We start from the raw sequence: 21,534 nt of genomic DNA on the forward strand, positions 1-21,534 counted from the left end.
GCCGTTGGATCGATTATTTCGAAATCCAGATGTAGTTGAGGAGCGGATATCCGGTCGTCGGATTCATGTACTGCGAAGTGGCGTTGTGTACATTCGGGGCCACAACACCTAGAGAAGCCCAGGTGTTGTTCCACAAGACCGGAACCTGTTCTGACACGAATTCCTCGTACTTGAAGAAGTTTTGCTGTGACTGTGCCGCGGACGCAGCAGGCTCATTCGTCTTCTGAATCAATCGATCAAGAGTCGGATTGTCATACCCAAAGTTGTCCAAGCCACCTGGTTCAAACAACTGTTCTCCCGAGGGATACGATCCGCCATAGGTGATACCCGTGCCTGCCGCGGCAGCCCAATTACCCGGTTGCTTCGAGTTGCTCATGATGCCAATTTCTTGCGCGAATTCTTCAGGCTTGAGATTCGCAATCACACCAATGCTCTTCCAGTCCTGCTGAATGAGCTCCACCATCTGCGTGGTCGATGGGGAACCTGACGGATACATCAGATCAAACTCGAGCTTTTGACCGTTTTTCGTCATGACTCCATTCTGCAGGGTCCATCCGTCAGACTCCAGCAACTGCTTCGCCTTGCTTAAACTGAACGGGAACAACGGCTTTTGCAGTTTGGGATCCAAGAACACGGTCTTTGGCGTCGCTGGAATCGGCCCGTACTGCGGCGGAGCGTAACCGTGGTAAATCTCCTTGTCAATCGTGTTCTGGTCAATGGCGTATTCAAGGGCCTGCCGCACTTTCAGATCGGTGAATGCTGAGTATAACGGCGAACCCTTCAGCTGATTCAACTCAACAAAGTAGTATCCAAAGTTGTAGCCAGGAACGATGGAGTCGCCCACCGACGTCAAAGCCTGGCGCGACCCCCACTGTGCGGGATCCAAGTAACCAAGATTGATGGCACCCGTTTTCAATGCCGAAAATTCAGAGTCAGCCGATGCTTCATACTGGAAAATCACTTTGTCCAAGGTGCTCTTGTGTCCGCCGAATGTCGGGTTCGGAACAAGCACCCAAGCTTGGCTGCTTTTCGCACTTTGAAGCTGGAACGGCCCATCGACAACCTTAAAGAATGTCGGGTTGGTCGCCTCTTTTCCTAGGTAGGTGATTTCTTGATTCATGTTAGATGGATACTTGTTCCACGCATGCTCTGGCAACGGGGTCAATTGACCGATACCATTGTAAATGAACCATTGCTGGTTCACCGGCTTTTTCAGCGTGATGGTGACTGTGTATTTGCCTGTAGCGACGACACTTTTTACATTATCGGGTACACCACCGGATCCAGCGTTGTAATTGGGCCACGGGGCAGGCGCTTTCGGATTGTCGGTTGCCTGGATCAACTTGTAATCCCAAACCACATCCTGAGCCGTAACCGGTTGTCCGTCAGACCACTTCCAATTTTGCTTCAGTTGAATGGTAAATACGGTACCCGTGGCGTTATACGTGATTTGATTGGCAAAACTGTCCGCGTAGTCGATCCCATATTGGTCATCGATATAAATGACACCCGGATACATTTGTGTGAACAGTTGGGCATTATACAGACTTGCATTTTGCGAGTTTTCAATCGGCAAGTACCACGTAATGTTGGTCGCAGGCGGCAATGCATAAACAAGCGTACCACCCTTTTGCGGTGCAACCGCGGCAGCAGCACCGACCGAACCTGAAGCGTTTGCCGATGAACTGCTATGGGCAGGTACAGACGCGCAACCAGCGACAACACCAGCGGCCATAACGGCTGACATCCCAAATACCCCTACAAGACGACGCCTTTTCATTCTCTGCTACCCCCTTGATGTTTCTATACCGAAAAGTAAAGCGTGCAACACGTCTGAATCGATTGGTTCCCTATCCCCTCCATTCTGGGTAACGGTACACCTCACGGCTGAACCGTTCGAATTCACTGATTATTTCTTGTATATCGAAATCATACGTATCTTTGATAAGTTTGTAAAGATGTTCACATCCCGCTGCAAGCGGTCAAGATTGCGCCAACACGCCGTCAAATACCGATTTGGCGGCTTTTTTTTGCGATTGGGGCAAACGTAAACGGAACTTTAAGAATTCTCTTACCCTATACAGTGGAATTTCCATCTGGGAGATTAGATAACAAGCCCAACAAAAAAACGGCGAACGGACACGATGCACCCTGTCCATTCGCCAAAGATGTGACTTGCTTTGTGAGAATGTATTTACATGTTGTCAAAGCTGATGCGCGGATCGACCAAGCTATACAAAATATCCGCCAACAAATTACCCACAATCGTGAGAACGCCCAAGAACATGGTCACACCGAGCAGTACAGGATAGTCAAGGGTTCCCGTAGCGTTCCAGTATAACAAGCCCATACCTGGATAGTTGAAAATCTCCTCAATGAAGAGCGCACCAGCGAACAGCCCCGGAAACGAAAGGCCAAACAGTGTGATCTGCGGCAAAATGGAGTTGCGCAACACGTGACGGAACATCACTTGCGACTCCCGCAAACCCTTCGCCCGAGCAGTGCGGACATAGTCCAAAAGCAGCGTTTCACGAACAGATGATCGCATGTAGCGCGAATACCCTGCCAAGGTAATCAGCGTCAAGGTTGCCGCAGGCAACACGAGGTGATGCAACCAGTCCGCGAAACCAGGATTTGGGTCCTGCGGATTCACCACGCCGCCTGAAGGGAACCAGTGCAATTCAATGGCAAAGAAGATGACGAGCAGAATGCCAAGCCAGAACGAAGGCATCGAGTAGAAGAAATAATTGAGAACCGAGACAATGTGATCAGCAATCGAGTTCTCAAAATACGCTTGAATCGTACCGATGGCCATCGCAAATAACTGTGCGAAAATCGTGGAAATAAGCACCAATGACAGCGTGGTTGGCAAAGCATGCACAATGAGCGAAGTAACCGGTTGACTGTAATTGTATGAATAACCCAGATTCCCGCGAACGATATTGCCAAGCCAAATTAAATATTGCATGTAAAGCGGCTTATTCAGGCCGAGCGATGCGGACAGTGCGGCCGCGCGCTGCGCCGTATAGTGCTGACCCAGCATGATACGCACCGGATCGCCTGGTACGATGTGAAGCAAGATAAATGAGATAATGGAGATACCCAGCAACGCCGGAATGGCCTCCATAATACGGCGGACAATATAACTCAGCAACGCGATTCACCTCGATTCTTCGAGCCTGGCCATATGCACATGGCTCGGCCAGGCAAATTTACGTTCAATCGGTACGCGTATCCAACGCGTGGCGGAGACCATCACCGACAAAGTTCACGCAAAGTTCCGCAATGAGAATCAGAATTCCAGGCGGATATGTGAGCCACCAGGCGTTTTGGAAGATGTAGTTCATGGACGCCGACAAATCTGCACCCCAGTTCGGAGCCGGTGGTGGCAAACCTAGTCCTAAGAATGATAGACCCGCAATGTTCAGAATGGAGTCAGCAACTGCAAAAGTCGTGGTGACCAAAACGGTGCCAATGAAGTTGGGCACCAAATACTTCAACATTAAACGCCAGGTGCGCACACCTGAGAGTAAAGCCGCTTCGACGTACGTTTCATTTTTGATCTTGAGCACTTCGCCGCGGACAATACGGCTGACCCCGAGCCAACTGGTCGCCGCGAGGACAAAAATCATCAGTCCTACGTTCGGTTTGAACGTCGCGTTCAAAAAGAGCAGGATGAAGATACTTGGGATTGACAGTAGAATATCGACAATCCGCATCAGTACCATGTCAATCCAACCGCCGACAAGTCCGCTGACCATCCCGTATAGGGTACCAAACGCCATCGCCACAAAGGCAGATAAGAAGCCGACTTCGAGCGATGCCTGTCCGCCAACCATCATTCGTGCCAGCACGTCGTGACCAGCGTCGTCCGTACCTAATGGGTGAGCCCAACTTGGCGGTTGCAACAAGGCTGTAAAGTCGCCGTGCAGTGGATCCACATGGTAAATCATTGGCCCAATGAACGAGAATGCGAACAAAAGCACAATACCGATGAGACCGATCGCACTCATTGGGTAGCGCCAGAACCGCTTCCATGCACGCCAACGGTTTGATTCCGCCTTGGGTGCGACAGAGGCTTTGTTCACCTCGGTTTGTGTTACCACGGCTGCCCCTCCTTCCTCATTCGGCGATCCGCCTCACTGCGGATCGCCATCGTCATGTTGCGTCCTGTCTCAGACGCGGTTATCACTTCGACATCCAAATATAGTTAAGCAAAGGGTACTCAGTCGTCGGATTGAGATATTCCGGCGTCGCATTGTGCACATTGGGCGCCGCCACCGACAGGCTTGCCACGGCGTTGTTCCACAACACCGGCACCTGTTTGGAAACGTACTCTTCATACGCGAAGAATGCCTGTTGCGACGCTGCCTGCGAAGCCGCTGGTTCGGTCGTCTTTGCAATCAACTTGTCAAGCGTCGGATCATTGTATCCGAAGTTGTCAAGGCCGCCTGGCTCAAACAACTGTTCACCGGATGGGTACGATCCGCCATAGGTAATGCCGGTACCAGCTGCTGCAGCCCACTTGCCGGGTTGGCTGCTGTTATTCATGATGCCAAATTCCTCAGCCAGTTGTACAGGCTTCAATGTAACCACAACGCCAATTTGCTTCCAATCTTGTTGGATCAGCTCCATCATTTGCGTCGTGGACTCTCCGCCTGTCGGATACATCAGCTCAAATTCCAATGCCTGACCATTCTTCGTCATGACGCCGTTTTGCAGCTTCCAACCATCGGACTCGAGCAATTGCTTCGCCTTATTCAAATTAAACGGGAACAACGGCTTAGCCAGCTTCGGATCCAAGAACACGGTCTTCGGCGTCGCCGGAATCGGACCATACTGCGCCGGTGCATAGCCATGGTAAATCTCATTATTGATGGTATTTTGATCAATCGCGTACTCCAGCGCTTGACGGACCTTCACATCGCTGAACGCAGCGTACATCGGCGATCCCTTTTGCTGGTTCAACTCGATGAAGTAATATCCGAAATTATACGCAGGAGTAATCACATCACCCGCTGATGTCAAGGCAGCCTTTGAACCGTATTGGGAAAGATCCAAATAACCCAAATTGACATTGCCTGTCTTCAGCGCGGAGAACTCTGCATCCGAAGATGCTTCATACTGGAAGATCAACTTGTCGAGCGTACTCTTGTGACCGCCGAAGGTCGGATTCGGCACAAGAGTCCAAGATTGACTGCTCTTGGCACTCACAAGTTTGAACGGACCATCGACAACCGTGAAAAACGACGGATTTGTCGCTTGTCTGCCCAGGTAGGCAATCTCTTGATTGATGTCGTTCGGATACTTATTCCAAGCGTGCTCAGGCAGAGCCGTCAATTGGCCAATGCCATTGTAGATAAACCATTGCTGGTTCACAGGCTTATTGAGCGTAATGGTAACGGTATATGGATTCGTCGCCACGACACTCTTCACATTGGACGGCACACCGCCCGATCCGGCGTTATAATTCGGCCAAGGCGCCGGCGCACTCTTGCTATCCGTTGCCTTGATCAAATTGTAGTCCCAGACAACATCATTTGCAGTCACCGGCTTACCATCGGACCACTTCCAGTTCTTTTTCAGGGAAATGGTGTACACGGTTCCTGCGGGATTGTACGTGATCTTGTCGGCAAAGCTGTTGTTGTAATCAACTTGATATTGGTTATTGATGTAGATCACGTTCGGATACATCTGTGTAACAAGCTGAGCATTGTAGATGCTGGCGTTACCTGCATTCTCAATGGGCAAATACCACGTGATGTTGGTCGACGGCGGCAATGCGACCACCAGGGTCCCACCCTTTTGGACGTTGGCCGATCCGGTCGTTGTATTGCCTGCTCCGTTCCCGGTTGCTGGGGCAACGGGAGACGAGTTGTTCGCGGCCGCGCCGCACCCTGTGAGTGCACCAACAGACAGTGCGGTTGATAAACCTAATAGCGCAGCAACGTTCTGTTTCTTCACTGAAGTTCCCCCTCTGATGTCAAACCCTTACCATGTATGATCCCAAAATTTGAACCTGTTCATGCACTGGCAACTACGAATTAGCATTCGCAAGACATTGCCTCAGCCATGCAAGTGACAAGCTACCCAATGTTCGGGATGTACCATAACAGGTTTGGGCATTTGCGAGCGACACACGTCCATCACGCGCGGACAACGCGTGTGGAACGGACAGCCGGTCGGCGGATTCGCCGGGCTCGGTACGTCCCCTTGCAAAATGATGCGCTCGCGTCGTTTCACGCGCCGCGGCTCTGGGGCAGCCGACAGCAGCGCTTGTGTATACGGGTGCAGCGGATCGGCGTAAAGCGAAGACTTTGGCCCGTTTTCGACCATGTGGCCGAGGTACATCACGCCGACGCGATCACTGATGTGCCGCACGACCGCCAAGTTGTGCGAAATAAATAGGTAAGCGAGATTGAATTCGTGCTTCAAATCCATGAGCAGATTCAAAATCTGCGACTGAATCGACACGTCGAGAGCTGAAACGGCCTCGTCAGCGACGATGAGCTTTGGATTCAGGGCAAGCGCCCGAGCGATCCCGATGCGCTGGCGTTGCCCACCCGAAAACTCGTGCGGAAAACGCGTGATGTCCGTCCGCCTTAGACCGACCGTGTCAAGGAGCTGCGCAGCACGTTCAAACGCGTCGTCGCGCGACAGCACCTTGTTGACGATAAGCGGCTCAGCAATGCTCTCACCGACGCTCATCTTCGGATTGAGTGAAGCGTACGGGTCCTGAAAGACCATTTGCGCATGCCGACGGCTCTCGCGCAACGCCGCGCCCTTCGCATGCGTGATGTCCTTCCCGTCGATCAAAATCTTGCCGTCAGTTGGCGTCGTCAGCCGCATGATCATGCGTCCCGTCGTCGACTTGCCGCAACCGGATTCACCGACGATCCCGAGCGTTTCGCCAGGCTTGACGTCGAAGGAGACCCCGTCCACCGCTCGCACGTGGCCCACTGTTCGCTTAAAAACGCCTGAGCGGATTGGAAAGTACTTTTTTAAATCTTTCACTTCCAACACATACTGGCTCATGGTACCCCTCCTTTCTTCATGAAACGAGATCGCAACGAACCAGGTGGCCCGGTGCCACTTCGCGCAACTCTGGTGCCTTGTCGAAGCACGACGGCTGCGCCAATGGACAGCGCTCCGCGAACCGGCAACCCTTCGGGAAGTTCGCCGCACTTGGAACCGTGCCCGGAATCGAATACAGGACATCTTTGTCCTCTTCGAGCGATGGAATGGAGTCCATCAATGCCCGCGTGTAGGGATGCTTCGGCTGTTCGAACACCGTATCGGCAGCGACACTTTCAACCACCTGACCGGCATACATGACGACGACGTGATCCGCCATATCAGCGACGACGCCGAGATCGTGTGTGATCATGATGATGGCCGTACCGGTCTCGTCACGCATTTTTTTCATGAGTTCAAGCACCTGTGCCTGAATGGTCACATCGAGCGCCGTAGTTGGTTCGTCCGCGATCAGGAGCTTTGGCTCACAGATCATGGCCATCGCAATCATCACACGCTGGCGCAAACCACCCGACAACTGATGCGGGAACTCGTGAATAATCTCATTAGCTCGCGGCACGCCGACAAATTTCAGCATTTCGACAGCCTTGTCCAAAGCCTGGCGTTTGTTCATCCCGCGGTGACGCACCAAAATCTCGCTGATCTGCGTCCCAATCGTGAGGACGGGATTGAGTGCGGTCATCGGCTCCTGGAAAATCATCGAGATTTCACTGCCACGCATATCGGACATCTGACGATCGCTAAGCTTCAAAAGATCCTTTCCGTTGAATAAGATCTCGCCGTTAACAATCTTGCCGCGTGGCTTCGGCACAAGGCGCATGATAGAGAGTGATGTCATGCTCTTGCCGCAGCCCGACTCGCCGACGATGCAGACGATCTGTCCCTTCTGGACGTCGATGTCGATCCCGTCGACGGCGCGCACCTCTGCGTGTTTGCTTACGAAATACGTTTTTAAATCGCGAATCGCGAGGAGCGGTTCCGCCATTGTCATGCCCCTCCCATCTCTCTTCCGGCAATGTCATGTCAAGTTTCGGAGTCCGTATGAAGAAACGTCGCAATTGCACGTCAGATTCCGAAAAATTGATTGAAGATTCGTTGGTATAGCGCAAATTTTAGCGGCGGCACAAGAGCTTGTAAAGGCGAGTGAAATCCACGCGAATCACGATTTTCCAGCGAATATGGACAAAAATCGCGCATTGACGCCCTTTTTGCACAGGTCCGAAGGAAGCTAAGAATTCTCTTAGTTTCACACGTTACGGCAGTAAATCTTACATACCTTGACGATACCAACCAGGTGCGTAGACCATGTTCATCCTGGCTTCGAGCGTCCTTCAAGCTAAGCGTGTACAATAAACATCATGAACGACCATCGCCTGCATATGGCGACAGGAGGGTACTCATGCGCATCTTGCTCGTTGAAGATGAAGCGCGGCTTGCGTCCGCACTCAAACAATTACTTAAAGAAAACCAGTACGCCGTGGACGCTGTGCACGATGGCGAATCAGGATATGACTTGGCACTCACCGACAGTTACGACATTGTCATTCTCGACATCATGCTGCCAAAGATGAGCGGTATCGACATTCTTCGCGGCATGCGCGAAAACGGAGTACAAACCCCCGTCCTGCTCCTGACCGCGAAAGACACAGTCGAGGACCGGGTGACTGGACTCGATGCGGGTGCCGACGATTATCTGGTCAAACCGTTCGACAACAAAGAACTGCTCGCCCGCGTTCGCGCGCTTTCTCGCCGTACCGGTCAATTCAGCGGCTCGGATGCGATCGAGGCAGGTCCGTTTCGCCTTGATTTTAGCACCCGTACGGTAACTCGCAATGGGGAAGCATTGGCGCTGACAGCTAAGGAGTTCCAACTGCTCGAACTGTTCATGCGCAACCAGAACAAAGTGCTGTCAAAAGAGATCATTCTCGACCGTGTGTGGGGACCTGATGCCGATGTGATTGGAAATGCGGTGGAGAATTACGTGCATTTCCTTCGCAAGAAAATCGACGAACCAGGTTCTGCATCGTACATCGCCACCGTGCGCGGTGTAGGTTATCTGTTTCAACCCGATCCTTCCGATGCGCGCTGATGACTGCCGCAATGGGAAAGGAAGTGCCCTTTGTTTAGGCGACTTAGTCTTCGTTTGACGATGCTCTCCGTCGTGCTCTTGGTCGTACTCTACACCATCACCTCGGTCGCGGTGTATACGACCATTCGCAGTTTCGTCATGCGCAGTGTCGATTTCGGCCTGCGTGAAGCTGCCTACCGCGTGATGAACACAGCCGTGCTGACAGGCATCCCAAGCTTCGGATCGACCGGCTCACCGCAAATCTACTTTTTACTTGTCGAAAACGGAAGCTTTAGCACGATACCCGACGCAACACTCGCCGCCCATATCAAACAGCGGCTCGACGCCGTCCAAAGCAATCAGGCGTTTTTCAACTACGCGTTCGAGGGTGAGCATTACCGCATATTTTACGTCCAACTGCCGACTCAAGGAGGCGGATCGCCGTATTTGGCAACTTTGCTCGACGATTCGCAAACTGTTCATGTGCTGAGTGAGTTGCAGTCGGTGATTATTCTCGTCGGTGCCTTCGGCGTGTTCGGCGCGGCGCTTGTCGGATTTATTCTGTCAGACAGGATGCTGCAACCGATTCGCCGTGCTTGGCAGCGACAGTTGGAGTTCGTGGCCGACGCCTCGCACGAGTTGCGCACACCGCTCGCAGTCATTCAATCCAATTTGGGTATCGTCATGGAACATACGGATCAAAGTGTGGAGGCGAATTTGGAATGGCTCAACAACGCGCATGGCGAAGCCAGACGCCTGGCCAAATTGGTGCAAGATTTGCTCACATTGGCCCGATCCGACTCCGAACGCATGCCCATCGACCGCAAGCCGGTCAATTTGCGCGACCTGCTGCTGCACATCCAAGATCTTTACGAAACCATTGCCGAAATGAAAGGCATTCGTTTAACTGTGCAGGCAAATGAGCCGCTTGTCATTTTGGGAGATCGCGATCGACTCCATCAGTTGCTCGTCATTCTGTTGGACAACGCCGTCAAGTTTACCGACGAGGGCGGCGAAATCGAATTGGCAGCGACGCGCAGCCGCAATCATGTGACGCTCAGCGTCCGCGACACGGGGTTGGGGATTGCGAAAGAGCATTTGGAGCGGGTGTTCGACCGCTTCTTCACCGTCGATCCGTCGCGATCGCGCGAGCAGTCGAGCAAAGGCACAGGGCTTGGGCTGTCCATCGCAAGGTGGGTCGCAGAGGCGCACGGCGGACGCATTGGCATCTGGAGCGAAGGACTTGGCAAAGGGACGACCGTGCGCGTCGAACTGCCCGTCAATTCGAGGCGCACGCCCACACTCACAGGGGCCGATCCGCGAGAGCCGTCTGGCAACGGACGATAATGCCCTGTGCCGTGAAATACGGTTCGAGAAATTCGATCAGCGAACGCTTGGCCTGCGCACTGTCAAAGGGACGACGCATTCTTTCCTGCAACGTACTTGCTGCCTCGGGTTGGACGTCGACGGCGGCCCCGGTATAACCATAGAATCGATTGATGGCGGAAATGGCCTCAGTGATGTCGAGATCGATGGCGATGCAAGCATGGGCAAGGACGTATCCCGGATGGCGGGATGTGGTTCCAGCCAAACCGCCACGCCATGCTTGCGCAGTGCCGACGATTTTCTTGCCATCGATCTGAACGTTGTATCCACCATCGCAGTAGCTCCCTGGCACCTCGCCTGTTGTGGCGGCTAGGCCAAGATGAACAAACCAGTCTATCAGCGGCTGACAGAGCAACCTGTAATACGCGTCTGTAGTGGCCTTCTCGTGCTGGCGCGGAAACATGACAGAGAAATTGAGCATGCCGATACCGTGCGGCACGGCAGTGCCGCCAGTGGATCGAACAAAGATAGGCCAGCCTTCGTCTGCCATGGTGGCCATGGCGCGTTCCCCGTTTGCGCCGGCGATATCCCGCCGACTGACGACCAATCCCTGCACGGGCGCATGCCTCCATACACGAACGGTCGCTGCACGGGTGCCTTGCGCAACCTGCTTGGCAATTTCGTCGTCATGAAGAATATTGTTCAGTGGAGACTCAACCAGTTCGTCTGCAACAATTTCCAGTTCCATCGGCAACAAGGTTCGCCAGTCCGTGTTTCCCATGAAGTCACTCCTCGCTTCTCTCGTCACGCATGTGCATTGGGCGCAAGGTTGGCAACAGAATAATGACCGTTGTGCCGCGGCCTTCGCGGCTGCGAACATAAATCTTCCCTTGATAGGCCTCAATCAGCTGTTTGCTGATGGCTAGTCCCAAGCCCGAGCCTTTACCGGTCGCCCGCGCCGCGTCCCCGCGATAAAACCGTTCAAAGATGTGCGGTAACACATCTGCGGGAATCCCTTCGCCGTTGTCACTCACCGACACCCGCACCATCGGCCCTTCCTCGCGGGCCGCAAGCAGAAGCCAGCCGCCTTCGCGGGTATGGCGGATCGCGTTGTCGATCAGTCCCACCAAGACCTGACGAAGTCTATCCCGTTCGATCGCGACACGAGCGCCCGGCGTCAGGTGAACGTGTGCCTCCATGTCCAAGTCTGGGCGTAAAACCGCCGCGTCCTCGCTCAAACGAACAAACAGCTCTTCGAGCCCGCGTTGATCGATGCCTTCCGTGACCGGTGGCAACTTTTCCTCTTCGAGCCGCGACATGGTCAAAAGTTGATCGACCAACTTCTGAAGCCGCTCGACCTCAAGTACAATGTTACGAACCGCTGGCTCCCAAACGCGCGCATTCTTACTCCCCCAGCGCCGCAGCAAATTGGCATGACCAGCGACAATCGCCAAGGGCGTCCGCAGTTCGTGTGAGGCATCAGCCATAAATCGGCGTTGCTCGTCGACCGCGTCATCAATGCGATCCAGCAGTTGATTGATGGACTGTTGCAAAGATGCGAGTTCTGGTGGCAATTGTTCAAACCGTAGGCGCCCAGCGCGCCGCCACTCGACTTGTTGGATCCCTGCCATCAGCCGTTGCAACGGCTGAAACCCCCTGCGCAGCAACACATACATACCACCGGCAAACAGAGCGACCACTGCCAGATCCATGACGACAAAGATGGTCAACATATGCAAGGTATCCTGACGCAAAGGGTCTGTCAGGCTATAAATCGCCAACACACCGCTTGCACCATTTTCAAAATGAACGCCCTCGGTTAGCGCGATCACGCGATGAAACCCGCTGGCGTCGCGCCATTTGTACGGGTAGCTCCATTGCAGTTTGGAAAAGGCCTGTCCCTGTGGTTGGGGAGGGACGCGATTGGCGATTTGCTGTACAACATCGCTGTTGAAGACCGGGCTGTTGATTTGGAACAGCACGTTTCCCCCGTTATCTGTCAAGCGAATCACCGAGTCCGTTACGGCCACATATCGATCCCAACTCGTGGTCACGGTCTGCGTGGCCAACTGGTCGACGCCTTGACCGAGGAGTGTCGCCATCTCGAGTTCCATGACGCGCTTATACGAGTTGAGGCTGGCCGTCGAGAAGGCTGCCATAAAGACGGTGGAGAACACGATGAAGACGATCGCGCACCAGCAAGTGCTCCAACGCAGCAAAGACGACTGCGTAGTACGACGACTCATGTGTACACCTCAAGCCGATAACCTTGGCCGCGCACCGTTTTGATGTACTTTCGCTCCGGATCAAGCTTTTGGCGCAAATAGCCAATGTACACGTCGACCACATTGGTGTCTCCTGGCGTGTGAAATCCCCAAACTCGTTCGAGCAATTCGTTGCGAGAGCAGGTTTGATTGACATGTCGCAAGAGATAGACCAACAGGTCGTACTCGCGCGCGGTCAAGTCCACGTCCTTCCCGCGGTAAACGACGCGATGAAGGTCCATTTGGATGGTGGCATCGCCAAACCGAAAGGTGGTGGACGCCGCCTCGTGCCGCCGTCGCAAGGCACGCATGCGCGCCCACAACTCTTCAATTGCAAACGGCTTCACGAGGTAGTCGTCGGCCCCGGCATTGAGCCCCTCGACGCGATCCGCAACCGATCCGCGTGCCGTCAGCATAATCAAAGGGACATTCGAGAACGCGCGGACCGCTTGACACAACTCGATCCCGTTGATACCGGGCAACATAATGTCGACAAGCAACAAGTCATAGGATTGCTCGCGCGCGCGCGCAAGCCCTGCCTCCCCGTCGAGCGCCACATCGACTTCCACGCCTTGCAATTCCAACTCCAGCGTTACAAATTCGATCAATCCGGGCTCGTCTTCGACCAAGAGTACGCGCATCGCCCATCACCCACTCCCCATCTTACCGCAAATCGCAATGAGGTGCCTCCGACTGCGCCGCGAGCCAAGTGACAAACGCCTGTACCGCTTGCGGCATCGTCGTCTGTTGGCGCACGACGAGCGTGACTGTGCGGGCACCGAGATCGACATCGGTCAACTCGACCGTGCACAGCCTCCCGGCGTGTACGTCGTCCGCAACCGCCGGCCAGGGAACGATAGCAAGACCCATCCCTGCCTGGACAAATCGACTCATCGCTTCCAGACTGTCAGTCTCCATCAGAGGTAAAACTGGATCGGCGACACCCATGCGTGCAAACGTATCGTGCACCAACTGTCGCAAACCGGAGTCCGGATGCATCACCACCATCGGTTGTTGAGCGAGATCGGTCAGCATACAGGCGCGTCCGATGAGCGGATGGCCGGCAGGGGCAACGACGACCAAAGCATCGCACCAAAGCGGCGTCATCCACAAGTCGTCGCTCGCTGCGGGCGGCGTCGTCACAATGGCGGCATCGACCGTGCGTGCTTGTAGCCGCTCCATCGTCAATTTGGACGATCCAGTGATAACCTGAAAGCGCACGCGCGGATGTTGCCCTGCGTATTGCGCGAGAATCGATGGCAGTCTATACAGTGTGGGGGAGAGCCCTGCGCCGATTCGGATCAGCCCCGCGCTTGGATCCGCAAACTCGCGCAGTTCTTCGCGCAAACGCACTTCAAGCGCCTGCAGCTCACAGGCAAACGCGTACACACGCTCACCCGCGCCAGTCAGTGTCATGCGTTTGCCTGCGCGATCGAACAACGGTGCCCCGAGTTGACGTTCCAACTGCTGCAACTGGCGAGTGACCGTCGGCTGTGTAGTGTGTAACACGCGCGCCGCCGCGGACAGCGTCTGGTGCTCGACCACGGCAAGCAACGTTCGATACAAGACATCCACCTTTTCATCACCTATACATCAGTTGTATCAAAATGATACATATCATTCATTTTACACATAACAGAAAGAGACGTACACTGAAGCGTGTGAAAGCGATTCGAGGAGGTCATCCGATGTTCCACGCGGTGATTGGAGCGCAATATGGCGACGAAGGCAAGGGCAAAATGGTCGACTATTTAGCCGAGTCTGCAGATATCGTCGTCCGCTATCAAGGCGGCGGCAATGCCGGCCATACCATTGTCAATGAGCACGGAAAATTCGCATTGCATTTGGTGCCCTCAGGCATTTTTCACAAGCATACGATCTCGGTACTGGGGGCAGGCGTCGTTCTCCACCCCGGTCAATTGGTGCAGGAACTGACGACGTTACAGGATGCAGGCATCGACACCAGCCGTTTCTTGATCTCGGAACGGGCGCACATGGTTCTGTCTTACCATCTTTGGCAAGACAGGTGGGAAGAAGAACAGCGCTCCAAGAAAGTCGGTACGACACTGCAAGGTATCGGTCCTGCATACCAGGACAAAGTCGGTCGCTTTGGCCTTCAGGTGGGCGAACTTCGCGACGTAGAGCGCCTTCGCGAACGCTTGCAGGCTGCCTTTCAAGCAAAGTTGACGCGCATTCCGGCATTGGCGAACTATGGGACATGGGATGATGTGTGGTCGACTTTGATGGAAGCGCGTGATAAATTGGTGCCCTTTATCGCCGATACGACACCGCTCTTGTACGAAGCGTATCAACAAGACAAACATGTCGTGTTTGAAGGACAGCTTGGTATTATGCGCGATCTCGACTGGGGAGTCTACCCGTTTGTCACCTCATCCAATCCTATCGCCGGTGGCATTGGCGCAGGCGCCGGTGTACCGCCCAGCGCGATTCGCAGAATTACTGGGATTTCCAAGGCGTACACCACCGCTGTCGGCGAAGGACCATTCCCAACTCGGTTGGACGACGACTATGGCCGATATTTGCAGGAAAAGGGACACGAATACGGGGCCACGACTGGCCGACCACGCGCCTGCGGTTGGCTCGACATCCCGTCGCTCCGATATGGCGCATGGGTGAATGGCTATACCGAACTGGCCTTGATGAAACTCGACGTCCTCTCGGGGCTCGATGAGGTTCGCGTCGGCATCGCCTATGACAAGGGCGGATCGCGCTATGAATGGCCGCTGCCTGCTTATGAGATGGAACAAGTCGTGCCGATCTACGAGTCTCTACCGGGCTGGCATGAAGATTTATCGACCTGTCGCCAGTTTGACGAGCTTCCTGCGAATGCCCGTGCATTTGTGGAGCAGATTGAGGCATGGGTAGGCATCCCGATCCGCTATATCAGCGTCGGCCCAGAAAGGGCGCAGACCATCGTACGAAGCTGACGAATTGCGTTGTGAATCCGAACGTCGGGCCAGCCTTCTGGGCTGGCCTCACTTCATTCCCACCGAAATGGCAACTCCTCCGAAATTCTCTTGCAAATCCCTCGAAACTCAGGCTATATATTTAATAGATCTGCTCACATAACGAGAGGGTTGGACAACATGAGAAAGCGTATTCACAGGGCGCTTTGGCCTGCTCTTGCGGCCGGCATTGCCCTCGCCGGCATCGCCTTTGGTTCCCGGTCAACTTCCCCAACATTTTCGGCATCCCTCATCCATAACCGCCCAGGGAGTATAGGTGCGGCCAATTTGGCGGATCGCAACCCAAACGCTTCGGCCCAAACGGCAGATTCCTCACGCGTTTCCTACGCGTATTCACCTGTACCTGCTGACTCCAGCATGGTGCGGTTCGAGGCTTTCGGTAGCGGCGTCACGAACGCGGACATCCAACGCGCAGAGGCCATTCTCAGTCGCGTGCACGCCGTCAGCCGCATCAGCAACTTTCTCGGCCTGCGGATGCATAAACCGGCGACGGTGTATCTCGTCAACAACGCGTCCTCCTACGCAAAATTGTTGAAACAAATTGGCGTTTCCGATGGTGATGCCAACAATCTGTCCCAGGATTCGAACGGGTTTACCTTGCGCAGCACGGTCATTATACCGTTATTTCAGAATACAAGTGATGACGATCTCGCCAATACATTGACACACGAACTGACTCACGTCACCATCAATCAGAACATTGCGTCCCTGCCAAGTTGGATGAATGAAGGCATGGCTGTCTATATGGGATTCAATGGCCAAAAGGCGATCGAACCGCAGGCAGAATTCGAAGGCGATGAACGCGAATATGCCGAGGATATCCTTGACGTTGTTCAATCAGGATCACTTGTACCTTTGACAAACGATGAAGCCGCCATTTTGTCGGGCTCGGAGACGTACGACTACGAGCTTCAAGACTGGCTCGCTGTCTGCGATCTCATCTCCAAGTTCGGCATTTCTTCGATAGCAAAGCTGGCCAACAACCTAACACACGAAAATCCTGATCAAGCATTTCAGTCGGCGTTCGGAGAAACAGTTCCGTCGTTTAATGCCAGCTTTACGAAACAGCTGCAAGCTGCTGTCAGGGCGAAAACAAATGGCGCATCGCTGAATATAACCATTCCCGCGGGATTTCAAGGTTCACTCCAGTTTTTGGCACCCAACCGCATCAAGTATGAAGCATTGAATGCGTCTCCAGGAAACTACAATATTAAGTGGAAAACAAATGGAGGACTGGCAAGTATTCTGCCAGCGGCAACTCCGCTTAAGAACGCACAATCACCGGATCCATCCTCGGCGTACCTGTGGCTGACGTCGTCACACAAGCTGGTGTATCAAAATAAGACGGTGGCCGACTGTGGATTTCGCTTTGACTACCAGTTTGGCTTATATGCCTTTGAAAGCGCATGGATCGATTTTACGAACGGCCAAGTCGCATATGTCACACAACCATCCCTCTTCGGTGTCACCATTCAAGATGTCCAGGAGATAGGTCCGTCCAACCCGCTGTTGCCCATTCTGCGTGCGGAATGGGCGTGACCCCGACTCTCTTCGATCCGCATTAGGGGCCGAGTCAAACGTCTCGGCCCCACCCTGTATCCGGAAACACACACTGATCCCCATAAAACCCAACATTATTATCTACCATCCATTTCTTGCGTTCACATTTACAAAGTCTTCACAATCCGCATATGTCATCTTCACAATTGAGGCGTAACATTCACCTCGGAATACATCGATCACAATTGAAATGGTGCAAACTGTATCAGTGCTCATTGAAACGCTGACAGCGCAGACTCACTTATAGGCAAAGGAGCGACCAACGTGTCCGTCAATTCCAGCGTTCTAGAGGCTTTTGACGAAAGTAAGCTCAATTCATTTCATTGGAAAACCATTTTGACGGCAGGAATGGGCTTTTTCACAGATGCGTACGATCTCTTTATCATCGGTACGGTGACTGCGATTTTGACACCGATGTGGCACCTGACCACGACCCAGTTGTCGATACTCAACAGCACCTCATTGGCAGCAGCGGCGCTTGGTGCCTTGTTTTTCGGAAAGCTGATGGATTTGCTTGGCCGCAAGGCGATGTACGGAATCGAAGTGGCTATGCTCGCCGTGGGCGCCATTTTATCCGCATGTGCGCCATCCTTCATCTGGCTCGTCATCTTTCGATTTATTGTCGGCCTGGGCGTGGGCGGCGACTATCCAACCAGTTCCGTGATTATGACCGAGTATGCGAATCGCAAAAACCGCGGCTTTTTGGTGACGATGGTGTTTGCAATGCAGGGACTTGGCCTTCTGGCTGGTCCCTTGGTCGCTTCACTGTTGCTGTCCATCGGCATTCCGCATGCCATTGCCTGGCGCCTGATGCTCGGCCTAGGTGCAATCCCTGCCGCGTCCGTCATCTACTTGCGCCGAAAGATGCCTGAGACGCCGCGCTATCTGCTTGCCGTCAAACAGGATGCAAACCAGGCCGCAAGTGTCGCTTCGCACCTCACCGGCCAACGCGTCGGCGGCGGATCGTGGAATGGGAAGGTTGCGAAGCAAAGCATGTGGAGCCGCAAACATGTGGTTCGACTGATTGGTACGGCAGGTAGTTGGTTTTTAATCGATGTCGCGTTTTACGGCAACAGCGTCTCATCACAACTCATTTTAAAGGCTTTGCTCCCGCACGCAGCACTGGTGACAACAACGCTGGTGGCAACGGCCATCTTCCTCGTCGCCGCGGTTCCTGGTTATTTCGTGGCAGCGGGCTTGATGGACAAAATTGGACGCAAAACGATACAAAGCGTTGGCTTTGTTGTCATGGCCTGTGCGTATGCAGCCATTTTTCTCGTACCGTCCATTGCAAAATTGCCGCTTGTGTTTCTGATTGTCTACGCCATCAGTTACTTTTTCATCGAATTTGGGCCCAACACCACGACGTTCCTGGTTCCGTCGGAGGTGTTTCCAACTAACCTGCGCGGAACTGCGCACGGAATGTCGGCAGCAGGCGGCAAGATTGGAGCATTTCTCGGCGCGTTCATCCTGCCTGGCATTCTCAAGGCCTCAGGGCTCAATGTCACGATGGGCATGTTGGCGGGCGTTGCACTCTTAGGCGCCATATTGACTTTGGCTGCCGTCCCGGAGATGAAACAGCGTTCGCTCGAAGACAACGAGGAAATGCAACCGTCAGCAGCCTCAGCGTCGCCGCGGCACAGCGTGAGCTAACAACGCGGTTACCTTTGGGAGAGACATGCGGCATCGGATTATGATGGAGGGATTGTACGTTGAATTCGACGGCGAAGGATACGTTACAAGGCACGGCTTGGGAAGGGCTGGCAGTTTTATGTGAACGGCAGAGACTGCGAATCGTGCAGGAGTTGGCGAACGGAGAGCGCTGTGCAGCAGAACTAAGTGCCACCTTAGGTATACGCCAGAACACCCTGTCACACCACATCAAAATGCTGCGCGATTATGATTTGATTCGCGTCCGCCGTGACGCGGATGACCAGCGATGGTTGTATTACCGCATTAACGATGCGAAGCTCAGACGACTGGGTCACACGCTGACGCGTCTGGCAGACAGCGCAAAGTCGGCAGACGAGGTAGGCGGGCAAAGCAAAGCCGAAGCGACATAAGTCCTTATATCAAGGGCCTTGGCGAGACGAATCGCCAAGGCCCTTTCTCGATGTGTCGGTTCCATCGTTATCGACGAATCCGACTGTGTTTAATTCAAATTGACTTACATCTTCGACGCGATGTAAGAAGCGAGATCGACCACGCGGTTTGAATAACCCCACTCGTTGTCATACCATGCGACAACCTTTACCATGTCGTCGATGATCATCGTCGAAAGGCCATCGACGGTCGAAGAATGGGCATCGCCGTTGTAATCGTGGGAGACGAGAGGAAGCTCGTTGTAAGCTAGAATGCCCTTCAACGGACCTTCAGCGGCAGCCTTCAGCGCACCGTTGACCTCTTCAATCGTCGCCGTCTTCTTCGTCTGCGCGGTCAAGTCGACAATCGATACGTTCGGTGTCGGCACGCGCATGGCCATGCCGTTCAAACGGCCCTTTAGGTGCGGCAACACCAGACCCACAGCCTTGGCTGCACCGGTCGAGGTCGGGATGATGTTCAGTGCAGCGGCACGAGCGCGGCGCATGTCACTGTGCGGCAGATCGAGAATGCGTTGGTCGTTCGTGTACGAGTGAACCGTCGTCATCAAGCCCTTGACAATGCCAAACGTGTCGTCGATCACCTTCGCCACCGGCGCCAAGCAGTTTGTCGTACAGGAAGCATTGGAGATGACGTGATGATTCGCCGGATCGTACACCTCGTGGTTCACACCCATGACGATGGTGACATCTTCGTTCTTCGCCGGAGCCGAAATGATGACCTTCTTCGCGCCGCCTTGGGTAATATGCACTTGGGCCTTATTCTTATCTGTAAAGATACCGGTCGATTCGATCACGATGTCAACGCCCGCATCTGCCCACTTAATCGCACCCGGATCGCGTTCTGCGAACACTTTGACCGTCTTGCCCGCGACGACGAGATTGTTACCTTCGGCCTGAACGTCTTCCGCCAACACGCCATGTACAGAATCGTACTTCAACAGCGCTGCCAACGTCTGTGCGTCTGTAAGGTCATTGACAGCCACAATTTCAATGTTCGGATTGTTGAGTGCTGCGCGAAACACATTGCGCCCAATGCGGCCGAAGCCGTTAATACCCACTTTCACTGCCATGTTCGATTCTCTCCTCACATGTCTGATTCGGATTTCATTTGCAGCAGTCTGCGTGCAGCGCCTTCGTCCGTCACCAAGACGTCGATCCGGTACGCCTGCGCAACGGCAGCGATGGCCTGGGCTTTACTCGCGCCCCCTGCGACAGCCATCACCACTCGCGCGCGCTCGACATCGTTCAGGCGCAAGCCAATGGTTTGCATGGCGTACACCACGTCACCGCAAGCGTTGAAATAATGTCCGAAAGCTTCGGCCATGGCCGCCCGCTCGGCAAGCAATGCCAATTCCGATTCGCTGGCGTGCCGCCTGCGCGCCATCGCCAATGCGTCACCGATGCCATGAACCACGACCGTGGCTGATCGGATAACAGGCAGCCGCTGCTGGATATATGGATCCTCCAGCAGTTGTTCCAACGCCTTTTGCGACAAACTGTCCGGGATGTGCAGCATCACCGAGCGCCCACCGACTTTTTCCGCGAGTTCGGCCGCGATGGTGTTTGCCTGGTAGGCTACCGTTTCACCCACCGTGCCGCGCGCCGGGACGACTTGAATATCGCGCAGCCCGGAACGAACCGGCGCCCATTTCGCCAAGGCTGCGACCGTCGTACCACCCGTGACGGCGATCACGTCGCCATCGCGAATGGCGTCGATGAGCAGTTCACCCGCACTGGCGCCTATGCGATCCGTCACCCACGGCTCAGAATCACTGTCGCCCTCGACGACGATCACGCTGTTGACAGCCAAAGCCTGTGACAAGCGCCAAGCCAAGTCTGACCGGCCTGCGAGCGCGGCCGCGACGGGCTCCAGCTGACTCAATAGAGTCGCGCCTTCAGTCGACAGGGTGACACCCGATGCCGACGTAAGAAGCAGTCCTTGTTGCTTGAGCGCGTCCAACTCGGAGCGCAAAGTTCGCTCTGACTGCCCCATCGCCTGTGCCAAAGCCCTACGGCCAATGGGTGCAAGGGCGTTCACCCGCTGTAAAATGCGCAACCGATTCTGCAACACATCCATCAGTTCTGGAACGATCCGCTGCACCGCCGCCCAATCCGTCGTCTCCATAGCGCTTCTCCTCAACATGCCGCCCATGGTCCACGGGTCGGTACGTCGCTGGGACACCTTACGTCCC

18 protein-coding genes are annotated in these 21,534 nt (G+C 54.3%); 6 read left to right on the forward strand and 12 right to left on the reverse strand.

Features of this window, described 5'->3' with window-relative positions:
* Positions 1-13: 13 nt before the first annotated feature.
* From C7445_RS01000 to C7445_RS01025, 6 genes are all read right to left on the reverse strand, one after another.
* On the reverse strand, positions 14-1,780 hold the full coding sequence (locus tag C7445_RS01000) for a peptide ABC transporter substrate-binding protein (protein ID WP_134158174.1): 1,767 nt from the start codon (positions 1,778-1,780) through the stop codon (positions 14-16).
* Between the two features lie 414 nt (positions 1,781-2,194).
* Positions 2,195-3,154 carry an ABC transporter permease gene (locus C7445_RS01005; RefSeq protein ID WP_134158175.1) on the reverse strand — a complete coding sequence of 320 codons (960 nt, stop codon included), beginning with the start codon at positions 3,152-3,154 and terminating at the stop codon, positions 2,195-2,197.
* A 64-nt stretch (positions 3,155-3,218) separates the two neighbouring features.
* The gene (locus C7445_RS01010; protein ID WP_134158176.1) at positions 3,219-4,106 is read right to left on the reverse strand and encodes an ABC transporter permease; all 888 of its coding nucleotides are present in this window, start codon (positions 4,104-4,106) and stop codon (positions 3,219-3,221) included.
* Positions 4,107-4,188: 82 nt separating this feature from the next.
* The gene (locus C7445_RS01015; RefSeq protein WP_134158177.1) at positions 4,189-5,964 is read right to left on the reverse strand and encodes a peptide ABC transporter substrate-binding protein; all 1,776 of its coding nucleotides are present in this window, start codon (positions 5,962-5,964) and stop codon (positions 4,189-4,191) included.
* 102 nt (positions 5,965-6,066) lie between these two features.
* Positions 6,067-7,035, reverse strand: coding sequence for an ABC transporter ATP-binding protein (locus tag C7445_RS01020; RefSeq protein ID WP_134158178.1), 969 nt, complete (start codon positions 7,033-7,035; stop codon positions 6,067-6,069).
* A 16-nt stretch (positions 7,036-7,051) separates the two neighbouring features.
* Positions 7,052-8,020: an ABC transporter ATP-binding protein gene (locus tag C7445_RS01025; protein WP_134158179.1), complete on the reverse strand. Its 969-nt coding sequence runs from the start codon at positions 8,018-8,020 to the stop codon at positions 7,052-7,054.
* Positions 8,021-8,434: 414 nt separating this feature from the next.
* Here C7445_RS01025 and C7445_RS01030 point away from each other — a divergent pair, with 414 nt between their 5' ends.
* Together C7445_RS01030 and C7445_RS01035 are read left to right on the forward strand one after the other, a co-directional pair.
* Positions 8,435-9,124: a response regulator transcription factor gene (locus tag C7445_RS01030; RefSeq protein ID WP_134158180.1), complete on the forward strand. Its 690-nt coding sequence runs from the start codon at positions 8,435-8,437 to the stop codon at positions 9,122-9,124.
* Between the two features lie 30 nt (positions 9,125-9,154).
* Complete coding sequence (locus C7445_RS01035) at positions 9,155-10,450, forward strand: sensor histidine kinase (protein ID WP_134158181.1); 1,296 nt, start codon at positions 9,155-9,157, stop codon at positions 10,448-10,450.
* On the opposite strand, the gene C7445_RS01040 is transcribed toward C7445_RS01035, so the two are convergent.
* From C7445_RS01040 to C7445_RS01055, 4 genes are read right to left on the reverse strand one after another with little or no spacing between them, the layout of a single operon-like run.
* Positions 10,407-11,210: a lipoate--protein ligase family protein gene (locus C7445_RS01040; protein ID WP_243834865.1), complete on the reverse strand. Its 804-nt coding sequence runs from the start codon at positions 11,208-11,210 to the stop codon at positions 10,407-10,409. The genes C7445_RS01035 and C7445_RS01040 overlap by 44 nt on opposite strands.
* A 4-nt stretch (positions 11,211-11,214) precedes the next feature.
* On the reverse strand, positions 11,215-12,675 hold the full coding sequence (locus tag C7445_RS01045; RefSeq protein ID WP_134158182.1) for a sensor histidine kinase: 1,461 nt from the start codon (positions 12,673-12,675) through the stop codon (positions 11,215-11,217).
* Positions 12,672-13,334, reverse strand: coding sequence for a response regulator transcription factor (locus C7445_RS01050; RefSeq protein ID WP_134158183.1), 663 nt, complete (start codon positions 13,332-13,334; stop codon positions 12,672-12,674). The genes C7445_RS01045 and C7445_RS01050 overlap by 4 nt, the downstream gene beginning before the upstream one ends.
* A gap of 22 nt (positions 13,335-13,356) precedes the next feature.
* Positions 13,357-14,268, reverse strand: a complete 912-nt coding sequence (locus tag C7445_RS01055) for a LysR family transcriptional regulator (protein WP_134158184.1) — start codon at positions 14,266-14,268, stop codon at positions 13,357-13,359.
* Positions 14,269-14,381: 113 nt separating this feature from the next.
* On the opposite strand from C7445_RS01055, the gene C7445_RS01060 reads away from it, so the two are divergent.
* From C7445_RS01060 to C7445_RS01080, 4 genes are all read left to right on the forward strand, one after another.
* Complete coding sequence (locus C7445_RS01060) at positions 14,382-15,641, forward strand: adenylosuccinate synthase (RefSeq protein ID WP_134158185.1); 1,260 nt, start codon at positions 14,382-14,384, stop codon at positions 15,639-15,641.
* Between the two features lie 159 nt (positions 15,642-15,800).
* Positions 15,801-17,219 (forward strand): hypothetical protein, encoded by a 1,419-nt coding sequence (locus C7445_RS01070; RefSeq protein ID WP_166668927.1) that lies wholly within the window; start codon positions 15,801-15,803, stop codon positions 17,217-17,219.
* Positions 17,220-17,504: 285 nt separating this feature from the next.
* Positions 17,505-18,893 carry an MFS transporter gene (locus tag C7445_RS01075; protein ID WP_134158188.1) on the forward strand — a complete coding sequence of 463 codons (1,389 nt, stop codon included), beginning with the start codon at positions 17,505-17,507 and terminating at the stop codon, positions 18,891-18,893.
* A 59-nt stretch (positions 18,894-18,952) separates the two neighbouring features.
* Positions 18,953-19,303 carry an ArsR/SmtB family transcription factor gene (locus tag C7445_RS01080; RefSeq protein ID WP_134158189.1) on the forward strand — a complete coding sequence of 117 codons (351 nt, stop codon included), beginning with the start codon at positions 18,953-18,955 and terminating at the stop codon, positions 19,301-19,303.
* Between the two features lie 104 nt (positions 19,304-19,407).
* On the opposite strand, the gene gap is transcribed toward C7445_RS01080, so the two are convergent.
* Entirely contained in the window at positions 19,408-20,412 is a 1,005-nt protein-coding gene (gene gap, locus C7445_RS01085) for a type I glyceraldehyde-3-phosphate dehydrogenase (protein WP_134158190.1), read from the reverse strand.
* Positions 20,413-20,426: 14 nt separating this feature from the next.
* Entirely contained in the window at positions 20,427-21,467 is a 1,041-nt protein-coding gene (locus C7445_RS01090; RefSeq protein WP_134158191.1) for a sugar-binding transcriptional regulator, read from the reverse strand.
* Positions 21,468-21,534: the final 67 nt, after the last annotated feature.

Origin of the sequence: Alicyclobacillus sacchari, from assembly GCF_004366795.1 — a bacterium.
Taxonomy (GTDB): domain Bacteria; phylum Bacillota; class Bacilli; order Alicyclobacillales; family Alicyclobacillaceae; genus Alicyclobacillus; species Alicyclobacillus sacchari.